Origin of the sequence: Klebsiella sp. 2-CIP_Kleb. (assembly GCF_050378715.1) — a bacterium.
Classification (GTDB): Bacteria; Pseudomonadota; Gammaproteobacteria; order Enterobacterales; family Enterobacteriaceae; genus Klebsiella; species Klebsiella quasipneumoniae.
In genome coordinates this window covers 297,358-317,731 of record NZ_JBNRLG010000002.1, presented here as the reverse complement: position 1 = coordinate 317,731, position 20,374 = coordinate 297,358, and the positions used below count along the sequence as shown (strand labels likewise).

Annotated in this window: 15 protein-coding genes and 1 pseudogene; 6 read left to right on the top strand and 10 right to left on the bottom strand. The window is 60.4% G+C overall.

The features are described 5' to 3' along the window. Nucleotides 1–54 precede the first annotated feature (54 nt). The 4 genes from ACQUTP_RS09490 (at nt 55) to ACQUTP_RS09475 (ending at nt 5,481) form a co-directional block, all read left to right on the top strand. Nucleotides 55–1,572 carry a carbohydrate porin gene (locus ACQUTP_RS09490; protein WP_004202408.1) on the top strand — a complete coding sequence of 506 codons (1,518 nt, stop codon included), beginning with the start codon at nt 55–57 and terminating at the stop codon, nt 1,570–1,572. A 104-nt stretch (nt 1,573–1,676) separates the two neighbouring features. Beyond that, the gene (locus tag ACQUTP_RS09485; RefSeq protein WP_004202407.1) at nt 1,677–3,047 is read left to right on the top strand and encodes a sucrose-specific PTS transporter subunit IIBC; all 1,371 of its coding nucleotides are present in this window, start codon (nt 1,677–1,679) and stop codon (nt 3,045–3,047) included. After that, the gene (locus tag ACQUTP_RS09480; RefSeq protein ID WP_205425942.1) at nt 3,047–4,447 is read left to right on the top strand and encodes a sucrose-6-phosphate hydrolase; all 1,401 of its coding nucleotides are present in this window, start codon (nt 3,047–3,049) and stop codon (nt 4,445–4,447) included. Before ACQUTP_RS09485 ends, ACQUTP_RS09480 begins: the two co-directional genes overlap by 1 nt. 23 nt (nt 4,448–4,470) lie before the next feature. Continuing rightward, the gene (locus ACQUTP_RS09475) at nt 4,471–5,481 is read left to right on the top strand and encodes a LacI family DNA-binding transcriptional regulator (RefSeq protein WP_017898803.1); all 1,011 of its coding nucleotides are present in this window, start codon (nt 4,471–4,473) and stop codon (nt 5,479–5,481) included. Nucleotides 5,482–5,534: 53 nt separating this feature from the next. On the opposite strand, the pseudogene ACQUTP_RS09470 reads toward ACQUTP_RS09475, so the two are convergent. The 5 genes and pseudogenes from ACQUTP_RS09470 to ACQUTP_RS09450 form a co-directional block, all read right to left on the bottom strand. Next, nucleotides 5,535–6,138: pseudogene (locus tag ACQUTP_RS09470) on the bottom strand (hypothetical protein). A 184-nt stretch (nt 6,139–6,322) separates the two neighbouring features. Then, entirely contained in the window at nt 6,323–7,345 is a 1,023-nt protein-coding gene (locus ACQUTP_RS09465) for an ABC transporter permease (RefSeq protein ID WP_025999105.1), read from the bottom strand. Nucleotides 7,346–7,364: 19 nt separating this feature from the next. Then, a complete protein-coding gene (locus tag ACQUTP_RS09460) occupies nt 7,365–8,849 on the bottom strand; it encodes a sugar ABC transporter ATP-binding protein (RefSeq protein WP_004202401.1) in 1,485 nt (494 codons plus the stop codon). Between the two features lie 32 nt (nt 8,850–8,881). Beyond that, on the bottom strand, nt 8,882–9,805 hold the full coding sequence (locus tag ACQUTP_RS09455; RefSeq protein WP_002892597.1) for a sugar ABC transporter substrate-binding protein: 924 nt from the start codon (nt 9,803–9,805) through the stop codon (nt 8,882–8,884). Between the two features lie 429 nt (nt 9,806–10,234). Then, the gene (locus ACQUTP_RS09450; RefSeq protein WP_004202400.1) at nt 10,235–11,254 is read right to left on the bottom strand and encodes a LacI family DNA-binding transcriptional regulator; all 1,020 of its coding nucleotides are present in this window, start codon (nt 11,252–11,254) and stop codon (nt 10,235–10,237) included. 103 nt (nt 11,255–11,357) lie between these two features. Here ACQUTP_RS09450 and ACQUTP_RS09445 point away from each other — a divergent pair, with 103 nt between their 5' ends. After that, nucleotides 11,358–12,365, top strand: a complete 1,008-nt coding sequence (locus ACQUTP_RS09445) for a Gfo/Idh/MocA family oxidoreductase (protein ID WP_004202399.1) — start codon at nt 11,358–11,360, stop codon at nt 12,363–12,365. Nucleotides 12,366–12,742: 377 nt separating this feature from the next. On the opposite strand, the gene ACQUTP_RS09440 is transcribed toward ACQUTP_RS09445, so the two are convergent. Genes ACQUTP_RS09440 through iolE form a run of 3 tightly spaced genes read right to left on the bottom strand, consistent with a single transcriptional unit; the run spans nt 12,743 to nt 15,873 of the window. After that, complete coding sequence (locus tag ACQUTP_RS09440; RefSeq protein WP_023319879.1) at nt 12,743–13,774, bottom strand: Gfo/Idh/MocA family protein; 1,032 nt, start codon at nt 13,772–13,774, stop codon at nt 12,743–12,745. A gap of 9 nt (nt 13,775–13,783) precedes the next feature. Continuing rightward, on the bottom strand, nt 13,784–14,956 hold the full coding sequence (locus ACQUTP_RS09435; RefSeq protein WP_004202397.1) for a Gfo/Idh/MocA family protein: 1,173 nt from the start codon (nt 14,954–14,956) through the stop codon (nt 13,784–13,786). Then, entirely contained in the window at nt 14,953–15,873 is a 921-nt protein-coding gene (gene iolE / locus ACQUTP_RS09430) for a myo-inosose-2 dehydratase (RefSeq protein ID WP_004202396.1), read from the bottom strand. Before iolE ends, ACQUTP_RS09435 begins: the two co-directional genes overlap by 4 nt. 573 nt (nt 15,874–16,446) lie before the next feature. Here iolE and ACQUTP_RS09425 point away from each other — a divergent pair. Then, nucleotides 16,447–16,872, top strand: a complete 426-nt coding sequence (locus tag ACQUTP_RS09425) for a hypothetical protein (RefSeq protein ID WP_043521403.1) — start codon at nt 16,447–16,449, stop codon at nt 16,870–16,872. Nucleotides 16,873–17,003: 131 nt separating this feature from the next. On the opposite strand, the gene lysS is transcribed toward ACQUTP_RS09425, so the two are convergent. Continuing rightward, nucleotides 17,004–18,521, bottom strand: coding sequence for a lysine--tRNA ligase (gene lysS / locus ACQUTP_RS09420; RefSeq protein WP_004202393.1), 1,518 nt, complete (start codon nt 18,519–18,521; stop codon nt 17,004–17,006). A gap of 338 nt (nt 18,522–18,859) precedes the next feature. Further along, a complete protein-coding gene (gene dtpD, locus ACQUTP_RS09415; protein WP_428902406.1) occupies nt 18,860–20,335 on the bottom strand; it encodes a dipeptide permease DtpD in 1,476 nt (491 codons plus the stop codon). Nucleotides 20,336–20,374 lie beyond the last annotated feature (39 nt).

Genomic DNA, 20,374 nt, shown 5'->3' with positions numbered 1-20,374 from the left:
ACCGGTTTAGCAAACGTTAGCACACTCACTGATTTACCTTTGGATGTCACCAACATGTATAAAAAACGGAAGTTAGCCATTCTTATTGCTTTGCTAACCGGCGCCGCCGCCGCCCATGGGCAGACAGACCTGAACAGCATTGAAGCGCGTCTCGCCGCCCTGGAAAAACGTCTGCAGGATGCCGAGACTCGCGCCAGCACTGCCGAAAGCCGCGCCGCCTCGGCGGAGCAGAAAGTTCAGCAGCTAACCCAGCAGCAGCAACAAACCCAGGCCACCACCCAGCAGGTGGCCAAACGCACCACCCAACTGGAAGAAAAAGCCGAACGGCCCGGCGGCTTTGAGTTCCACGGCTACGCCCGCTCCGGGGTGATCATGAACGACTCCGCCGCCAGCACGAAATCCGGGGCCTATATGACCCCCGCCGGGGAAACCGGCGGCGCCATTGGTCGTCTGGGCAACCAGGCCGACACCTATGTGGAAATGAACCTCGAACATAAGCAGACCCTGGACAACGGGGCGACCACCCGGTTCAAAGTGATGGTGGCCGATGGGCAAACCACCTATAACGACTGGACGGCGAGCAGCAGCGACCTGAACGTGCGCCAGGCGTTCGTCGAGCTGGGCAACCTGCCGACCTTCGAGGGTCCGTTCAAAGGCTCGACCCTGTGGGCCGGGAAGCGCTTTGACCGCGACAACTTCGATATCCACTGGATTGACTCGGATGTGGTGTTCCTCGCCGGGACCGGCGGCGGGATCTACGACGTGAAGTGGAACGACAGCCTGCGCAGCAACTTCTCGTTATACGGCCGCAACTTTGGCGATATCGCCGACAGCAGCAACAGCGTGCAGAACTATATCGTCAGCATGAATAACTTTGCCGGCCCGGTGCAGATGATGGTCAGCGGGATGCGGGCGAAAGATAATGACGACCGCCAGGACGCGAACGGCAATCTGGTGAAAGGCGATGCCGCTAACACCGGTGTTCATGCCCTGCTGGGTCTGCACAATGAGAGCTTCTATGGCCTGCGCGACGGGACCAGCAAAACGGCCCTGCTGTACGGTCACGGCCTGGGCGCCGAGGTCAAAGGCATCGGCTCCGACGGCGCGCTGCGTCCGGGGGCCAACACCTGGCGTTTCGCCAGCTACGGCACCACCCCGCTGAGCGATCGCTGGTTTATTGCCCCGGCCGTGCTGGCGCAGAGCAGTAAAGATCGCTATGTCGATGGCGACAGCTATCAGTGGGCCACTCTCAACCTGCGTCTGATTCAGGAAGTGACGCAGAACTTCGCCCTCGCCTGGGAGGGCAGCTATCAGTACATGGATCTGCAGCCTGAAGGCTACAACGATCGCCATGCGGTCAATGGCAGCTTCTACAAGCTGACCTTCGCCCCGACCTTCAAGGTCGGCAGCATCGGCGACTTCTTCTCGCGCCCGGAGATCCGCTTCTATACATCGTGGATGGACTGGAGCAAAAAGCTGGATAACTACGCCAACGACGACGCATTAGGCAGCAACGGGTTCAAATCGGGCGGCGAATGGTCGTTCGGTATGCAAATGGAGACCTGGTTCTGACGTGAACCCGGGCGACAGGGTAAGTAAAACATAAATATAAGGTTCGCGGTGCCAGCCATGGCCGGCGCCGCCCACGCCATATCATCATGCATTCAGAGGGTACTATGGATTTTGAACAGATTTCCCGCTCACTGCTTCCCCTGCTGGGCGGCAAGGAAAATATCGCCAGCGCCGCGCACTGCGCCACCCGGCTGCGGCTGGTGCTGGTCGACGACGCGCTCGCCGACCAGCAGGCGATTGGCAAAATCGACGGCGTGAAAGGCTGCTTTCGTAATGCCGGACAGATGCAGATCATCTTCGGCACCGGGGTGGTCAATAAAGTCTATGCTGCCTTTATCCAGGCGGCGGGCATCAGCGAATCGAGCAAATCCGAAGCCGCCGACCTGGCGGCGAAAAAGCTGAACCCGTTCCAGCGCATTGCCCGCCTGCTGTCCAACATCTTCGTGCCGATTATTCCCGCCATCGTCGCCTCCGGCCTGCTGATGGGCCTGCTGGGGATGGTGAAAACCTACGGCTGGGTCGACCCGGGCAACGCTATCTATATCATGCTGGATATGTGCAGCTCGGCGGCGTTTATTATTCTGCCGATCCTGATCGGCTTTACCGCCGCCCGCGAATTTGGCGGCAACCCTTATCTGGGCGCGACCCTCGGCGGGATCCTCACCCACCCGGCGTTGACCAACGCCTGGGGCGTCGCCGCCGGCTTCCACACCATGAATTTCTTCGGCATCGAAGTGGCGATGATCGGCTATCAGGGCACGGTCTTCCCGGTGCTGCTGGCGGTGTGGTTTATGAGCCTTGTCGAAAAACGGCTGCGCCGGGTTATTCCTGACGCGCTGGATCTGATCCTCACGCCGTTCCTGACGGTGATTATCTCTGGCTTTATCGCCCTGCTGCTGATCGGCCCGGCCGGCCGTGCGCTCGGCGACGGCATTTCGTTTATCCTCAGCACGCTTATCAGCCATGCCGGCTGGCTGGCGGGCCTGCTGTTCGGCGGCCTCTATTCGGTGATCGTCATTACCGGTATCCACCACAGCTTCCATGCCATTGAGGCGGGTCTGCTCGGCAATCCGTCAATCGGCGTCAACTTCCTGCTGCCTATCTGGGCGATGGCCAACGTCGCTCAGGGCGGCGCCTGCTTTGCCGTGTGGTTTAAAACCAAAGATGCCAAAATCAAAGCCATTACCTTGCCGTCGGCGTTTTCGGCGATGCTGGGGATCACCGAGGCGGCGATCTTCGGGATTAACCTGCGCTTTGTGAAACCGTTCATCGCCGCACTGGTGGGCGGTGCCGCCGGCGGCGCCTGGGTGGTGTCGATGCACGTCTACATGACCGCGGTGGGCCTGACGGCGATCCCGGGAATGGCCATCGTGCAGGCCAGTTCGCTGCTGAACTACATTATCGGGATGGCGATCGCCTTCGCCGTGGCATTCGTACTCTCTCTGACGCTGAAATACAAAACGGACGCTGAATAATGTCATTACCGTCACGCCTGCCTGCGATCCTGCAGGCCGTTATGCAGGGCCAGCCGCAGGCGCTGGCCGACGACCATTACCCGCAATGGCATCTGGCGCCGGTCAGCGGACTGCTGAACGATCCCAACGGCTTTTGCCAGGTCGCCGGGCGTTATCACCTGTTTTATCAGTGGAACCCGCTCGCCTGCGACCACACCTATAAGTGCTGGGGACACTGGAGCTCAGCCGACCTGCTGCACTGGCGGCACGAACCTATCGCCCTGATGCCGGATGAAGAGTATGACCGCAACGGCTGCTACTCCGGCAGTGCAGTCGAGTGCGAGGGTACCCTGACCCTGTGCTACACCGGCAACGTGAAGTTCCCCGACGGCGGGCGCACCGCCTGGCAATGTCTGGCGACGGAAAATGCCGATGGCACCTTCAGCAAGCTGGGGCCGGTACTGCCGCTGCCGGAAGGCTATACCGGCCATGTACGTGACCCTAAGGTGTGGCGCCAGGACGGGCGCTGGTACATGGTCCTCGGGGCGCAGGATGTGCAACAGCGCGGCAAAGTGCTGCTGTTTACCGCCAGCGATCTGCGGGATTGGCGCCTGGTGGGCGAGATAGCCGGGCATGACGTTAACGGCCTGGCGAACGGTGGCTACATGTGGGAGTGCCCGGACCTGTTTCCGCTGGCGGACACCCACCTGCTGATCTGCTGCCCGCAGGGGCTGGCCCGCGAAGCTCAGCGTTTTCTCAATACCTATCCTGCGGTGTGGATGGCAGGCCGTTTCGACGCCGAACGCGGCGCCTTCGACCATGGCCCGCTGCACGAGCTGGACAGCGGCTTTGAGTTCTACGCGCCGCAGACCATGCTGGCCGAAGATGGCCGCCGCCTGCTGGTCGGCTGGATGGGCGTCCCGGACGGGGAAGAGATGCATCAGCCCACCCGCGCGCAGGGATGGATCCACCAGATGACCTGCGTGCGCGAACTGGAGTGGCAGTCGGGTGCCCTGTATCAGCGTCCGCTGCGCGAACTGACCGCCCTGCGCGGGGAAGCCCAGGGCTGGCGCGGGCAGACCCTGCCCCTCGCCCCGATGGAGCTGGCCTTTGACATCGCCCCCAACAGCACGCTGGGGCTGGATTTTGCCGGCGCCCTGCAGCTCACCGTCAACCGCGACGGCCTGCGCCTGTCGCGCCGCGGCCTGCAGACGGCGGAGATGCATCATCGCTACTGGCGCGGCGAGGCGCGGCGGCTGCAGATCTTTATCGACCGCTCCAGTGTGGAAATTTTCATCAACGATGGCGAAGGGGTAATGAGCAGCCGCTTCTTCCCGGGCTATCCGGGGCAGCTCATCTTCAGCGGTGCGACGCCGGTGGCATTCTGCCGCTGGCTGCTGCGGCCATGCATGGTAGAATAAGCGTTTTGCTTTCAGGCTCCCGGGTGCTGATGAAAACCAAACGCGTAACTATCAAAGATATCGCCGAACTGGCGGGCGTCTCCAAAGCGACCGCCAGCCTGGTACTCAACGGTCGTGGCAAAGAGCTGCGCGTGGCGCAGGAGACGCGCGAGCGCGTGCTGGCGATCGCCCGCGAGCAGCACTATCAGCCGAGCATTCACGCGCGCTCGCTGCGTGATAACCGCAGCCATACCATTGGCCTGGTGGTGCCGGAAATCACCAACTACGGGTTTGCCGTTTTCTCCCATGAGCTTGAGACGCTCTGCCGGGAAGCCGGCGTGCAGCTGCTTATCTCCTGCACCGACGAAAACCCCGGCCAGGAGAGCGTGGTGGTCAATAACATGATTGCCCGCCAGGTCGACGGCCTGATCGTCGCCTCGTGCATGCACAGCGATGCCGACTACCTGAAGCTCAGCGAACAGCTGCCGGTGGTGCTGTTTGACCGCTCCCCCAGCGACAGCGCCCTGCCGCTGGTGATGACTGACTCGGTCACCCCAACGGCCGAACTGATCTCCCGCATCGCCCCTCAGCATGCGGACGAGTTCTGGTTTCTCGGCGGCCAGCCGCGGCTATCGCCTTCGCGCGACCGGCTGGCGGGATTCACCCAGGGCCTGGCTCAGGCGGGGGTTACGCTGCGTCCCGAATGGGTGATCAACGGCAACTATCACCCCAGCTCCGGCTACGAGATGTTCGCCGCGCTCTGCGCGCGGCTGGGACGGCCGCCGAAGGCGCTGTTCACCGCGGCCTGCGGCCTGCTGGAAGGGGTCCTGCGCTATATGAGCCAGCACCATCTGTTGGACTCCAATATTCATCTCGCCAGCTTCGACGATCACTATCTGTACGATTCACTTTCCCTGCGCATTGATACCGTGCAGCAGGATAATCGCCAGCTGGCCTGGCACTGCTACGATCTGCTCAGCCAGCTGATCGACGGCCAGGCGCCGGAGCCGCTCCAGCGCTATCTGCCCGCTACCCTGCAGTTTCGCCATGCCTGACGGCGCCGGCGGCGATTAGCGTTTTCGCCGGGCGCGCGCCGCCTGCCTCAGCGTCAGCAGCACGCTGGCGAGCACCACGCCGAGGCCAATTGTTACCTGCCAGCGGTAAGCCATCAGCAGCGAGGGCAATCCATCATCCGGCGCCAGCATCACGAGATTCCAGCCCGCCAGGCCGGCATTGCCGTTCAGCGCCCGGCTTAACATCCGCTGATGCGGGGCGAAGGGCTGAATGGTCTGGTAATGGCTGCCGAACAGCGGCGGCTGCATCTCCCGCGGGAACTGTGCCTGCACCTGGGCCAGCACGCTGGCCGGCAGCGCATGCGATGCCGCCAGCAGATGCCCGTCGCCATTCACCAGCAGTAGCCGATAATGCCGCTGCCGGGCCAGGGTATGCAGATCGGCGCGCATCACCGCCAGCGGCCAGGTCGCTTCCCGCTGCGGAGCGGGGGTGTTCATCCGCTGTTCAAGGCGTTCCGCCACCCACCGCGCATCCTCCTCCAGCTGCCGGGTATGCATCTCACGGTAAACCTCTCTGGCCGGCAGGTTCACGCCCCGACTGAGGATCAGGATCGCCAGTCCCGCCAGCAGGCTGACGATAATGCCCTTTCTCCCCGGTCGCGAGAGCGGCGAGGATTTGATTAAGGATGGTGTATTCATACGACTCCAGAAACAGGGGGCAAGGCGTGGCCCCCTGGCGAATGGACAACAAAAGTCGCGAAACTGTACAGGATGCGCAGCGCGGGAAAAATAGACAGCCGGCGCCTGGCGGGACGTATTTTGTTTATTTCTGGACAGGGCTGGCGGCAACGACGCGCTTCGCCGTTGCCGCCAGTTGATAAGATTAGCGTTTTTTCCGGTTGCGGCGCATGTCGATGGTCACCGCCGCGACGATAATGATCCCTTTAATAATATCCTGCACGTAGGCATCGACGCCGACAAAGGTAAAGCCGCTCTTGATCAGGCCAAGGATCATCGCGCCAATCAGGGTGCCAGTAATGCGCCCCACCCCGCCCATTAAGCTGCTGCCGCCGATCACCGCCGCGGCAATCGCGTCCAGCTCGTAGGACATCCCCATGCTCGACTGGCCACTGCTGACGCGCGCCGCCAGCACTACCCCAGCCAGCCCGGAGAGCGCCCCGGCGATGGTGTAGACGATCACCAGGTATTTATTCACGTTGATGCCGGACACTTTGGCCGAGGTCATGTTGCCGCCGATGGCATACACATATTTGCCATACCGGGTATGCTTCAGCGCAATGTGAAACACTGCGGCAATCACGAAGAAGATGATCACCGGCATCGCCCCCTGGCCTATCGCCGTAAAACTGTCGGAGAGGAAGCTTATCGGATTGCCCTGGGTGTAATACTGCGCCAGACCGCGCGCCGAGACCATCATCCCGAGGGTGGCGATAAATGGCGGGATGCCGGTTCGCGTCACCAGGAAACCGTTGGTCAGCCCACACAGCAGGCCGACGCCGATCCCCGCGCAAATCGGGATCACCGCCGGCAGGTTGACCAGCGCCGGGAACATTGGCGACAGGCTGTCGGAGGTTTGCGCCAGGCTCGCCGCCACCACCGCCGCGAGGGCGATAACCGAGCCGGAGGAGAGGTCAATCCCGGTGGTGATGATCACCTGGGTGACGCCGACGGCGATGATGCCGATGATCGCCACCTGCAGCACAATCAGCACCAGGCGGTTGGTATTGAGCAGGAACGACTGGTCGCGAACATACCAGCCGGCGATTTCAAAGGTCAGGGCAATCACCAGCATCACCACAAAGATGCCGGTATCTTTCGGCATTTTATGCCGCAAATTAGCGAAGAAGGAGGAACCCTCGCTGGCCGGAGCCGCCGTTAATTTCATATTACTCATTCTCTGTGCCTCAATGGGATGCCAACGACAAAATGGTTTCCTGGTCGGCTTCGTCTTTTTCCAGGATGCCGGTGATACGGCCTTCATGCATCACCATGACCCGGTCACTCATGCCAAGGATTTCCGGCAGCTCAGAGGAGACCATAATGACCGCCACCCCCCGGTTCGCCAGTTCACTGATAAGATGATAAATTTCCGCCTTCGCCCCGACGTCGATGCCGCGGGTCGGCTCATCGAGAATTAAGATTTTCGGTTGCGCTAACAGCCAGCGCGCAATCAGAACTTTTTGCTGATTCCCCCCGCTCAGGTTATTAATAATTTGATCCATCGTCGGCGTTTTAATATTGAGCCGACGGATTTGCTCCATGCAGTCTTCGGCCATTTTCACGTGCTGGACAAAACCGCTCTTGCCGATATATTCCGGCATTTTGACGATACTCATATTTTCCAGCACCGACAGCACCAGAAACAGGCCCGACTTTTTACGGTCTTCGGTTAATAACGCCATTCCCTTTTCAATCGCCACGGAGGGGGAATCAATGGTCACCGGCGCCCCGTCGATCAGCACTTCGCCGCTGTCGAAGCGTTCCATGCCAAACAGGCTTTCCATCACCTCGCTGCGCCCGGCGCCCACCAGCCCGGCCACGCCGAGGATCTCGCCGCGACGCACGGTAAAGCTGACATCATGGAACACGCCCTGGCGCGTCAGATTGCGCACGGTCAGCACCTCTTCGCCGATGGTGTTATTAAATTTCGGGAACAGCTGGGTTAATTCGCGGCCCACCATCTGGGTGATCAGCGACTGGCGGGTAAATTCGGTGGTGTTTTTGCTCCCCACCCAGGTCCCATCGCGAAAGACGCTGATCTCATCGGTGATAGCGAAGATCTCATCCATTTTATGGCTGATATAGATGATCGCTTTGCCCTGGGCCCGCAGGTCGCGGATGATGGTGAACAGGTGAGCTACCTCGCCTTCGGTCAGCGCCGAAGTGGGCTCATCCATGATCACAATATCCGCGTTCCATGAGACCGCTTTGGCAATCTCCACCATCTGCTGGGCGGCGATGCTCAGGTCGCCCACCAGCCGGTCGGCGGTTAAGCGAATATTCAGCTTATCCAGCAGCGCCTGGGTCTGGCGGGTCAGCTGGCCGTGGTCGACAAAGCCGTACTTCATCGGCTCGCGCCCCAGCCAGATATTCTCCGCCACCGTCATATGCGGCACCAGATTCAGCTCCTGGTGGATCATCGATATCCCCGAGCGCAGCGCATCCATGGTGTCGGTAAACTCCACTGGCTCCCCTTTCACGCGAATCGATCCTTTATCCGGGCGATAGATACCGATCAGGCACTTCATCAGCGTGGATTTACCGGCGCCGTTCTCACCCATCAGGGCGTGCACCGTTCCCGGGCGCACGCGTAATGAGACATTATCGAGCGCCTTCACGCCGGGGAAGAACTTACTGATACCTTCGGCTTCAAGGGCAAAAGCGTTCATACATCCACCTCCGTACCACAGGTTGGCCAGGATTATTTCTGATTACGATTGGTAAATTCAGCCATGTTCTCTTTGGTGATCAGCTGATACGGCACGTCGATGATTTTCTCCACTTTCTCACCGTTCGCCAGCTTGATGGCCGCGTCTACGGCGCCCTCACCCTGGCCTTTCGCATCCTGGAAGATGGTGGCGATCATCTTGCCGCTCTTCAGCATCTGCAGCGCATCCGGGGTGCCATCCACGCCGGCGATAAGAATATGGTTCGGGTTTTTACCCAGCGCCTGCAGGGCGCCGATCGCCATTTCATCGTTGTTGGAGGCGATGGCCTGGATATCCTCGCCGCTGGTCATCCAGTTGCTGACCACGTCCACGGCGTCATTGCGGGTGAATTTCGCGGTCTGCTTCTGCACGATTTTGATGTTCGGGTATTTGGCGACAACCTCTTCCACCCCTTTGGTGCGGTCGCGAGTGGATTCATTCGCCAGGTCGCCGAGCAGGATCGCCACATTGCCCTTACCGTTCATCGCTTTCGCCAGCGCTTCCATCTGCAGACGGCCGGCGAGAATCGAGTCCGACCCCACATAGGCCATCTTGTCGGTCAGCTCCGCCTGCGGGCGACGGTTCACAAATACCAGCGGGATCCCGGCCTTGGTGGCCTGATCCATGATCGGTTTCACCGCATTGGTATCCACCGGGTTAACGATAATGGCGTCCACCCCCTGGCCGATAAAGTTCTGCACCTGCTGCAGCTGCTGGGAGACATCCCCTTTCGCGTCCTCGATCTGCGATTTCACCCCATCTTTTTTCATCTCTTTTTGCATCGAGGTACGCAGGATCGTCAGGAAGTTATCGTCAAACAGCGCCATCGAGACGCCAATGGAGACATCTTTTGCCATAACCACCGCAGGCAGCATGCAGGCTAACAAAGAGGCAACAATCGTTTTCTTAATATTCATAGTTGATCCTTGATTTTGTAGGTACGCCGGTGAATGAAACAAAATGAAAAATTAATTTCAGTCAGGTTGCGACAAATGTCTGTTGTGACGGCGACGGCGCTGCGGGGTTTTCCGCATTTCGCCGTGATCGGAATCACAAATAATGGCTGTTTTATCATCACTTTTTTGAAACATCAGTCCATTTATGCCACACCGTGAATTCCAGACCATTTATTTCATTAACAAGACATTTGAAACTTTTATAAGTAAATAACTGAAATGAAAATTTTAAAACCATGCAGTAACAGAATTTTGACAGACATCTAACATTGCTGCATAAATGAGCGAAAAATGAGAGGCAGACAACGCTTTAAAGCGATCGCCCCCGGCGGGGTTGGCATTTACCCGCCGGGGAAATCCGTGTTGTCAGGAAGGGAGGCGCCGCACGCCTTAGTCCACGTTCTCGGCGCTGTAGAGGATAAAGTCGACTTTCCCGTCGGCATAGGTTTGCGGCTGATAGCCGGACTCCAGATGGCGCAGCATCAGGTCGATCGCCAGCTGGGCGTGCTGGCGGGTGTTCTGATCGAGCGTTAACGCCAGGCTGCCCCGGGCCAGCTGCTGGCGGGTGGTATTGTAGCGCTCATGGGTGATCCAACAGACGTCGCTTTCGCGGCGGTGGCGAGCCAGCGCCTCGGCAATCTGAGTATTGCCAAGCCCGGTGTTATAGATCCCGACAATATGCCGGCTGCGGCACAGAGCCTGCTCCAGCAGGCGGGTGATCTGCTCCCGCCGCTCCTCGCCCGCCAGCACCTCATTAAGCTGCAGGTGGGGAAAGCGCTGGCTCAGCACCTCGCGAAACCCCTGGATGCGCAGGCGATGCGCGCTGTAATCCTCCCGGCCGCTCACCATCAGCACCTCCCCGGGCCGCGGCGTCATTCTCCCCATCATTAACCCCGCGGTGCGGCCAGCCTGCAGCTGATTGATCCCGACGTGGCAGAGCCGGTCGGCGCCGGGCAGATCCGTCGCGAGGGTGATGACGGGGACGCCCGCTTCCCGGCAGCGGCGCAGCGCGTCATGCACCACAGGGTGGTCATTGCCGAAGACGATGATCCCCTGACGCTGCTGGCAGCTGCGCATAATGCGCCGGGCCAGGGTCGCCGGCTGCGACTCCGGGACAAAGGTGCGGTGCAGGGTCAGACGGCGATAGCCGAGGCTATCCGCGACGGCGGCGAAATCCTGCGCCAGCTGCGGAAAAAAGAACGAGTCATTGCTGCTGAGAAAGAGCTCAATCTGCCACGGAAAGCGGTGCTCCTCCGGCAGGATCCGCTTCAGCCCCGCCTCCCGCGCCGCCTGCAGCACTTTGCGCGTGGTCTGCGGCGATACGCCGCCGCGTTCGTTCAGCACCCGGTCCACAGTGGCCACGCCGACGCCAATCTGTCTGGCCAGCATCGCAAGTGACATGTTTTTCATCGCCCCTCTCTTCAATGATGGAAATACATCAAAACGGCAGTGTCAGTGAGTTTAGCAAACCGATTATGGTGGCACCGTCCCTTCGCCATTCTGGAGAAAAATAATGAATTGCAAACGTTTTGCCCTGGTAGGCAGTGGTTTTATCGGTCAGGTTCATGCCGCCAGCCTCGCCCGTCATGACGGGAGCGAGTTGACGATGGTAGCCGATGTCGCGCCGGAGCGCGCCCAGGCGCTGGCCGCCCGCTATGGCGCCCGGGCGGTGACGGTGAGCGAGGCTCTCCGTAGCGACGCCATCGACGCTGTGCTGATCGCCAGCTCGACCCCGTCGCATGCCGAACTGCTGGAAGCCGCCGCCCGGGCGGGCAAGGCGGTCTATTGCGAAAAACCGATCGACCTCTCCCTGGCGCGCGCCCGCGAGGTGGTGGAGCGGGTGCTTCCCCTGAACGTGCCGGTCACCGTCGGCTTTAACCGGCGCTTCGACAGCAGCCATCAGCAGCTCCGCCGCCAGCTGGAGCAGGGCGCGATCGGTCGGGTGGAGCTGGTGCAGATGGTCTGCCGCGCCTCCAGCATGCCGCCGCTCGACTATCTGCGCAGCTCCGGCGGTCAGATGCGCGATCAGGCGATTCACTTCTTCGACCTTCTGCGCTTTCTCACCGGCGATGAAGTGCATACCGTGGCGGCGATGGGCGCGGCGCTGGCCCTGCCGGAAATCGCCGAATTTGGCGATGTTGACACCTCCATCCTGATGATGCAGATGCGCGGCGGCGCGCTGGCGCAGCTGGACAACACCCGCCGCACCGGCCACGGGTATGATGAACGGATCACCCTGCTGGGCGCAGAGGGCGCGCTGGAGTCCGGCAGCCAGTCGCCGGTGGGCCCTACCCTGTGGCGCGGCAATCAGCGCATTGAGCCAGGCCTGTGGCCGGACTGGTTCAGCCGGGTGCAAGGATCTTATTACCAGCATCTTGACGCCTTTATCCGCGCTCTGAATGGCGAAACCGTGGCCGACCTGCCCGGCCTGGTGGACGGCCTGCAGGCGCAGGCGATTGCCGAAGCGGCCGTTCAGTCTCTGCAGCGCGGCCAGTTTGTCGCCGTCGACGACTGTCGATGAGGGGTTGCGTGGCACCAGCTATCAGGCTCTGAACCTGCCTTTATGCCGGGCGGCGACGATGCCTTGCCCGGCCTACATAGCACAGGCATTAATCCGCTTTAATATCAAACGGTTGCATAGATATCCCAGGCCCGCGCAAGCGCCGCGCCGCCGGGCAAGGACGGCCGACGCGGAGCCGTTTGTATGCCGGGCGGCGGCGACGCCTTGCCCGGTCTGGGGGGCCATGATAATCATCCATATCAAATAGTTGCAGTGACATCCCAGGCCCGCGCAAGCGCAGCGCCGCCGGGCCAGGACAGCCGGCACCGTGCGCGTCCCGGTGCCGGGCAATGGCGGACACGCGCGCGCTGCCTGCAAACCAAAGCCCGGCCGGCCCCTTAGCGTTCTTCGTTAAACACCGCGCCCACCTGGCGCCGCACCTCATCCATCACCTGCAGATTCTGCAGCACCCGACTGAGCGGCCGCAGCGGCGAGTCCTGCAGCCCCTGACCGACGCACCAGGCAAAATGCTCCGCCTGCCAGAACAGCTGGTCGTAGCGATTGCGCGGCTCTTCCCAGCGCAGCGCCTGCCCGCCCTGGCTGGCAGCGAGGGTGAACCCGCCGGGGGCGTAAAACTGACCGTCGATCGTCAGGGTCGCCTGGCGTCCGGCCACCACCGCCCCGCCCGGCGTGTTGCTGAACAACGTCGTGTTTAACAGCCCCTGCATCCCGTTCCGCCAGCTGAACAGCATCGACGTCTGACCGTTAAGCCCCTCTGCCGTCGCGCTGCCGCGGGCGACTATCTCCTGCGGCATACCGCCCACCATTAGCGCAAACGAGGTCAGATAGCTGCCGAGATCCATCATCGGCCCGCCGGCAAGGTCGGCATTAAAGATGCGGTGGTCGGTAGTAAAATACTCGCCGTGATCGGCCAGCAGGGTATGCAGGTCGCCGAGCACCCCATCCTCCAGCAGCTGGCGGATCACATCATACTTCGGCGCGTAATCGCACCACATCGCCTCCAGCGCCAGTTTTCCCTGGCGGGCGGCTTCGGCCTGCAGTTCACGTCCTTCGCCAAGGTTGAGCGCGAAGGGCTTCTCAATCAGCACGTGTTTGCCCGCCTTCAGCGCCTGCATGCCGTCGGGAAAGTGATGGTTGTGCGGCGTCGCAATATACACCGCATCAATATCCGGACGCGCCAGCATCTCCGCCACATGGCCGTAAGCCTGGGGGATCCCCCATTCCGCGGCTACCCGGTCGGCCTTCGCCTGGCTGCGGGAGGCAACGGCCACCACCTGCTGCCGGCTCTGGGTTTTCAATGAGTGCACAAAACGCTCGGCGATCCAGCCTGGACCGATGATGCCCCAGCGCAGGGAGGGAATGCTCTGCGCCGCCGGGCGGCGCGGGGTCGGTAATTGTGAGGGAAACATAGCGGCTCCTTAATCCTTAACCACGTTAACCCAGCGACGGCTGACCATTGAGGCTTCAATCGCCGACAGCACGCGCTGATTCTGTAAACCAAATTCAAAGCTGGGATAGCAGTCGTCGTCCCCGCAAATCCCCTGCACCAGGTCATGTACTTCAATCACCTTGACGTCAAAATAGCCCAGCCCGCCGCCGCCAAAATCGAAGCCGAAGAAGCCGGCATAGGCCGGGATCTGGCTCCCGGCATACAGCGTTTTAAAGCCGCGGTCGTGTTTGTCATCGCGGAAGCGATAGACCTGCAGTTCGTTAAAGCGCTCCCCGTCCATATACAGCGTGCCTTCGGTGCCGGAGACCTCCCAGAACACGCCGAAGATGCGCCCGGCGGCGATGCGCGAGGCCTCAATCACCCCCGCGGCGCCGCTGTCGAAATTGACCAGACACTGAACCTGATCGTCATTTTCCACTTCCCGCCACTCGGCATCGGCCGCGACCCGGCTGGCATACCCGGCATCGGTCTGCGGTACCGGACGCTGGCGCAGACAGGTTTGCGCGCTGGCGGTCACTTCACGGATCCCGCCCATCAAAAACTGGGCGACGGACAGGGTATGGGCGCCGAGGTCGCCAAGCGCCCCGCTGCCGCCGAGGGTTTTCGAGCAGCGCCAGGACCAGGGCAGGTTCGGGTCGTTATAAAACCCCTGATCAAAGGTGCCGCGAAAGCGCACCGGTTCGCCAATATCGCCCCGGGCGATAATCTGCTTTGCCAGCAGCGCCGCCGGGGTTTTGATGTTGTTAAAGGCCACCATGGTCTTCACCCCCGCGCGCCGGGCCGCCTGCGCCATCTCCTGCGCCTGCTGCTCGTTAACCGCCAGCGGCTTCTCGCAATAGACATGTTTACCCGCCGCGATCGCAGCCATCGCCATCGTGTAGTGCAGATGGTTCGGCGAGGTAATATCCACCACGTCCACCAGCGGATCGTTCACCAGTTCGCGCCAGTCACCGTAAGCCTTCTCCGCCCCCAGCTTCACCGCATGACGTTCGGCCAGCGCCTGATCCTGATCCGCCAGCGCGTAAAGATAGGGGCGCTTCGGCAGATCGGGATAGAACATGGCCGCGCGACGGTAAGCGTCGGCGTGCGCCTGGCCCATAAAACCGGAGCCGATGAGACCAATATTTAACCGCGCGCTCATGATGCGTGCTCCTCTGATGATGAAGGGGACGAGAAATGGTGTGCCAGCCAGGCGAAGGCGCGGCGGGCGGTGGCCAACGGCGGCGCCATCGCCGGGTCCTGCTCGGCTTCGATAATCAGCCAGCCGCGGTAGTCGCTGTCGCGGGCAAAGTCGAGGATCGGCGCATAGTCGATGCAGCCGTCGCCTGGGATGGTAAACAGCCCGGCGCGCACCGCCTCGTTAAAGCTCAGGTTTTCGCGATACAGGCGCCCCAGCACCTGCGGACGGACGTCTTTCAGATGCAGATGGCGTATACGGTGACCATATTTTTCCAGCACGCGCGGGATATCGACCCCGGCGACGAAGGCGTGTCCGGTATCAAACGCCAGCCCGACGTTGTCATGGGTCTGTGACAGAAACCGCTCCAGCTCGTCGTCGTGCTCCACCAGCATCATCAGGTGATGGTGATAGGCCAGCCGCAGACCGTAGTCCCGCAGCAGCAGGTCGGCAAAGGTATTCAGCTTATGGCAATACGCCGTCAGACTGACGCGGCTTAACGGCGGTGAGAGCGAGATCGGCTCATCAAGCGGCGTTTCACCGGGCAGTTGCCCGCACTCGCCATAGACCATGACCCTGGCGCCGAGCTGCTGGAGGAGCTGCGCGTGGCCCCGCACCGCCTCCAGCTCCGCTTCCACGCTGCGGTCAGCCAGTAAGCCGCTGTACCAGCCGGACGCCAGCCGCAGGTCAGCCGCCGCCAGCAGAGGCCCCAGCGTCTCCGTTTGGCGGGGAAACTTGCGCCCTAACTCAATGCCCTGAAATCCCGCCTCCCGCGCCTCGCGCAGACAGGTGTCGAGAGGGATATCGCCGCCTAAATCCTCCAGCACATCGTTGGTCCAGCACAGGGGGCTAATGCCCCACTGCAGGTGCTCTGTCGCCATGTTTATCTCCTTTTCAGCCAGTCGTCTGGTGTGCCGTCACTATAAGCAGGCGACGACCAGCGATGAAAACGGAGAAATGATGGAAATCCATCATTGCCGCGGGCGGAATATCCGTTGTCGCCAGTAGCCCTGAAAAATTAATGGAAATAATGCTTGCTGCAGGCTTATTTTGCAGATAAAAATTACTGGCTTAATAACCCGTTTCAGAGGTTATCCCTTTCATTCGAAATATGATGATAGCAATATGAAAAAAACTCAATACCGCACCAGCGCGGGCTTTAGCCCTGCGCCCAGGCCTGGCCTGCTGTTATTTGCGTAAGTGACAAATAATCGCTTTTAAAACATCAATTACTTAACATTCTCTCTGCAATAATATGACAAGCAGCGGGAAGATACGGTGATAAATAAAATCAGGGTAATGATGTTTTTACAAATAAATAACTCTTCGCCTTTCTGCTCATTATTTGTCAGGAATGGCTGCGGTTATATTTATTCTGACGCCCCCGGAGAATACACCAATGTGTATCAACCTTTATGACAATGCGCGCCGCTATCGCAATGAGAAACAATAAGATGAATAAGATCTGGCTTTTCACCACCCTCACCCTGGCGCTGGTCGCCGCCGCGCCGGCCCACGCCATTAGCGCGAAATACCGGGAGCAGCTTGAACGCTCCGGATGTACGCAGATGACCGACGGGACCACCTGCGATATTCATAAAACCAAAGCCGAGAATGCCGCCGCCGCGCAGCAGGCCAGCAGCGGCTTCGGCCCCTGGCTGGGCACCTGGTATGTTTATACTGAATATGGCGATAAAATTGATGAGATTACCGTCACCGCTAAAACGGTGAAAACTCATGGTCATCTGGTGGAGGACGCGAAAGCGAGCCAGGGTAAGTTGACTTTCCGGGTGAAAAACTCAACCTTTACTCTCAACGACGCCTTTAACGGCAACTGGACAAACGGCAGCCAGCGCGGCACGTTGCAAAAAATAGAGTAAACTCCCTGCTCCCCAGCGTGGGCACACCATGCCGATAGACTGCGGTGACCGGTTCGTCCGGCCAGGCAAGCAATGTGATGTGACTCATGCGGGGAGACCTCCCGGCGCGGGCCGGGAGGGAGTGCAACAGATTACTTCTGCGGACGCATGGCCGGGAAGAGGATTACGTCGCGGATGGTATGGCTGTTGGTAAACAGCATCACCATGCGGTCGATACCGATGCCCAGACCGGCGGTCGGCGGCAGGCCGTACTCCAGCGCGGTGACGTAGTCTTCGTCATAGAACATCGCTTCGTCATCGCCCGCCGCTTTGGCGTTGACCTGATCCTGGAAACGCTGCGCCTGATCTTCCGCATCGTTCAGCTCGCTGAAACCGTTACCGATTTCGCGGCCGCCGATGAAGAACTCGAAGCGGTCGGTGATTTCCGGGTTCACGTCGTTGCGGCGCGCCAGCGGGGAAACTTCCGCTGGATATTCAGTGATAAAGGTCGGCTGGATGAGGTGCGCTTCCGCCACTTCATCGAAGATTTCGGTGACGATGCGCCCCAGACCCCAGCTTTTCTCTACCTGAATGCCGAGAGATTCCGCCAGCGCTTTCGCCGCGTCGAAGTTATCCAGATCCGCCATGTTGGTTTCCGGACGATGTTTTTTGATCGCCTCGCGCATGGTCAGTTTTTCAAACGGCTTGCCGAAGTCAAAAACCTGGTCGCCATACGGCACCTCGGTTTTGCCCAGAACCGTCTGCGCCAGGGTGCGGAACAGCGACTCGGTCAGTTCGATCAGGTCTTTGTAGTCCGCGTACGCCATGTACAGTTCCATCATGGTGAACTCTGGGTTATGACGTACCGAGATCCCTTCGTTGCGGAAGTTACGGTTGATTTCAAACACGCGTTCGAAACCGCCGACCACCAGACGTTTCAGATACAGTTCCGGCGCGATGCGCAGGTACATATCGAGATCGAGCGCGTTGTGATGAGTGATAAACGGACGGGCGGACGCGCCGCCAGGGATCACCTGCATCATCGGGGTTTCCACTTCCATAAAGCCGCGGGCCACCATGAACTGACGCATGGTCGCGAGGATCTGCGAGCGGATGCGGAACGTATGGCGCGACTCTTCGTTAGCGATCAGATCCAGATAGCGCTGGCGATAGCGGACTTCCTGATCCTGCAGGCCGTGGAATTTATCCGGCAGCGGGCGCAGGGCTTTGGTCAGCAGGCGCAGCTCGGTGCAGTGGATGGAGAGTTCGCCGGTTTGCGTTTTGAACAGCTTGCCGCGGGCGGCGATGATGTCGCCGAGATCCCATTTCTTAAACTGTTCGTTGTAGACGCCTTCCGGCAGGTCATCGCGGGCCACGTACAGCTGGATACGGCCGCCGACGTCCTGGAGGGTGACGAAGGAGGCTTTGCCCATCACGCGGCGGGTCATCATCCGGCCGGCCACCGCAACTTCAACGTTCAGGGAAGCGAGTTCATCGTTATCCTTCGCATCGAATTCAGCGTGCAATTGGTCAGAGGTATGATCGCGACGGAAATCGTTGGGGAAAGCTACGCCCTGCTCACGCAGCGCAGCCAGTTTTTCGCGACGAGTTTTCAGTTCATTATTAAGGTCAATGGCCTCATCGGCACCTTGTGCTTGTTGTTCAGACATATGGGTTCCTCATAACCTTGCTTTCAAACTAGCTTCGATAAATTGAACCAGGTCACCCTTCCGCGCGGCCTGTCTCCGGCTTTACACCGAAGAACAAGAGTAACGAATCTGGCTTCACTTCAAGCTGATCTCACTCAGCTATGCCTTCACTAACGGTATTTTTTATCGTTGGCTTCCGCGCCTGCCAGAATATCCTCCTCCTGTTCACTACGCTGTGCAAGGAGCGGCTTTGCGCTCCGCTGTTGATGGGATACCCCCGGTCGCGCTGCGCTTACCGGGGCGATAAATCGCGCTGGCCGATAGCCCGGCGGAGGCGGTTACACCCGCCGGGACGCGCATCAGGCGCCGCCGCCGGGAAGTTCGCCAGCCGCCGCGCGGCGTTTGCCGACGCTACAGGCTGCGGCAAAGGCGATAATTACCATCACCGCCACGCAGCCGAGGGTCCATTCGCCCATCTGCGAGAAAAAATGCTGATAGGCGGCAATCGCCGTATCGCTGATTTGCGATTCGGTGGTCTGCTGGGCGACCACGCCCGCCAGCCAGTTGGCCACCGCGCCGGTGGCCAGCATGTAGATCCCGGTCAACACCCCAGTGACGCCGGGCATGTTCAGACGGGTGATTTGCGCCATCGCCACCGGGTCGATAAACAGTTCGGCAAAGCCCATCATCGCCAGCCCGGCGACCATCATGCCCATCGAGGCCTGACCGTCAGCGGCGCCGTGGCGGGCATTAAGCGCCAGCAGCATAAAGCCGCCGCCCATCAGCAGCAGGCCGAAAGCGAATTTCAACCAGACGCGCAACACCGAACGTACGCTGCCTTCCGGGCGCATCAGCCACGCCAGTACCACGCCGGCCGCCATCACCGCCACCGCATTAACCGACTGGAACAGCGCCGTCGGCACCTCCCAGTTCAGCAGGCGGCGGTTAACAAAGTGGTCGATAAACAGGCTAATCGAGCTCCCGCCTTGCTGAGCCAGCACCCAGAACAGCGTCCCGGCAAGCATCAGCAGGACGATCTGCCATAGCGCGCGACGATGTTCGGGCGCTTTGATCATGATCCGCGCCACCATCTGGGCGGCAAACAAGCAGACGATCGCCAGCAGATAGCCGGACCAGTTGTTTTGCAGTAGCAGTGTGAAGAACACCGGCGCAAGGCACAGCATCACCAGCAGCCAGCCCCAGGTCGGCAGCACGAATTTCACCGCCCGCAGAGCCGGTTTATCGACGCCGCGGGTATGCCGGAAATGGCGGCTGCCGCTTAAGAAAATCATCAGTCCGATGAACATACCGATTCCCGCCAGGGCGAAGCCGATATGCCAGCCGTACCACTGGGCCGCCAGCCCGCAGGCGATGGGCGCGGCGATGGAGCCGACATTGCCGGCGGCGTACAGCAGCGAAAAGCCGCCGTCGCGACGCGGATCGTCGTGGGCGTAGAGTTCGCCAAGCAGGCAGCTGATATTGGATTTGAACAGGCCATAGCCGCAGATAATGATCGCCAGCGCGACGTACAGGCTCCATGCGGAGGTCGACTCAACGCCCAGCACCACGTGGCCGAGAGTCATCAACAGCGCCCCGGCAATCACCGCCGTGCGGTTGCCAACCAGGCGGTCGGCAAGCCAGCCGCCGAGAATAGGGGTAACGTAAACCAGAGATGCGTAAGCGCTGAACAGGCTGATGGCGTGGCTGTCGTCGAAGCCAAGCTGGTGGGTGAGGTAGAGGATGAGTAAGGCGCGCATGCCGTAAAAGCTGAAGTACTCCCAGATCTGGATCGCAACGATGTAGTAAATCGCGCGCGGCTGTGAGGGTGTTTTCATGTGTTCTCCTTGCAGCGTGAAAAAGGGAAGTGGCAAGCC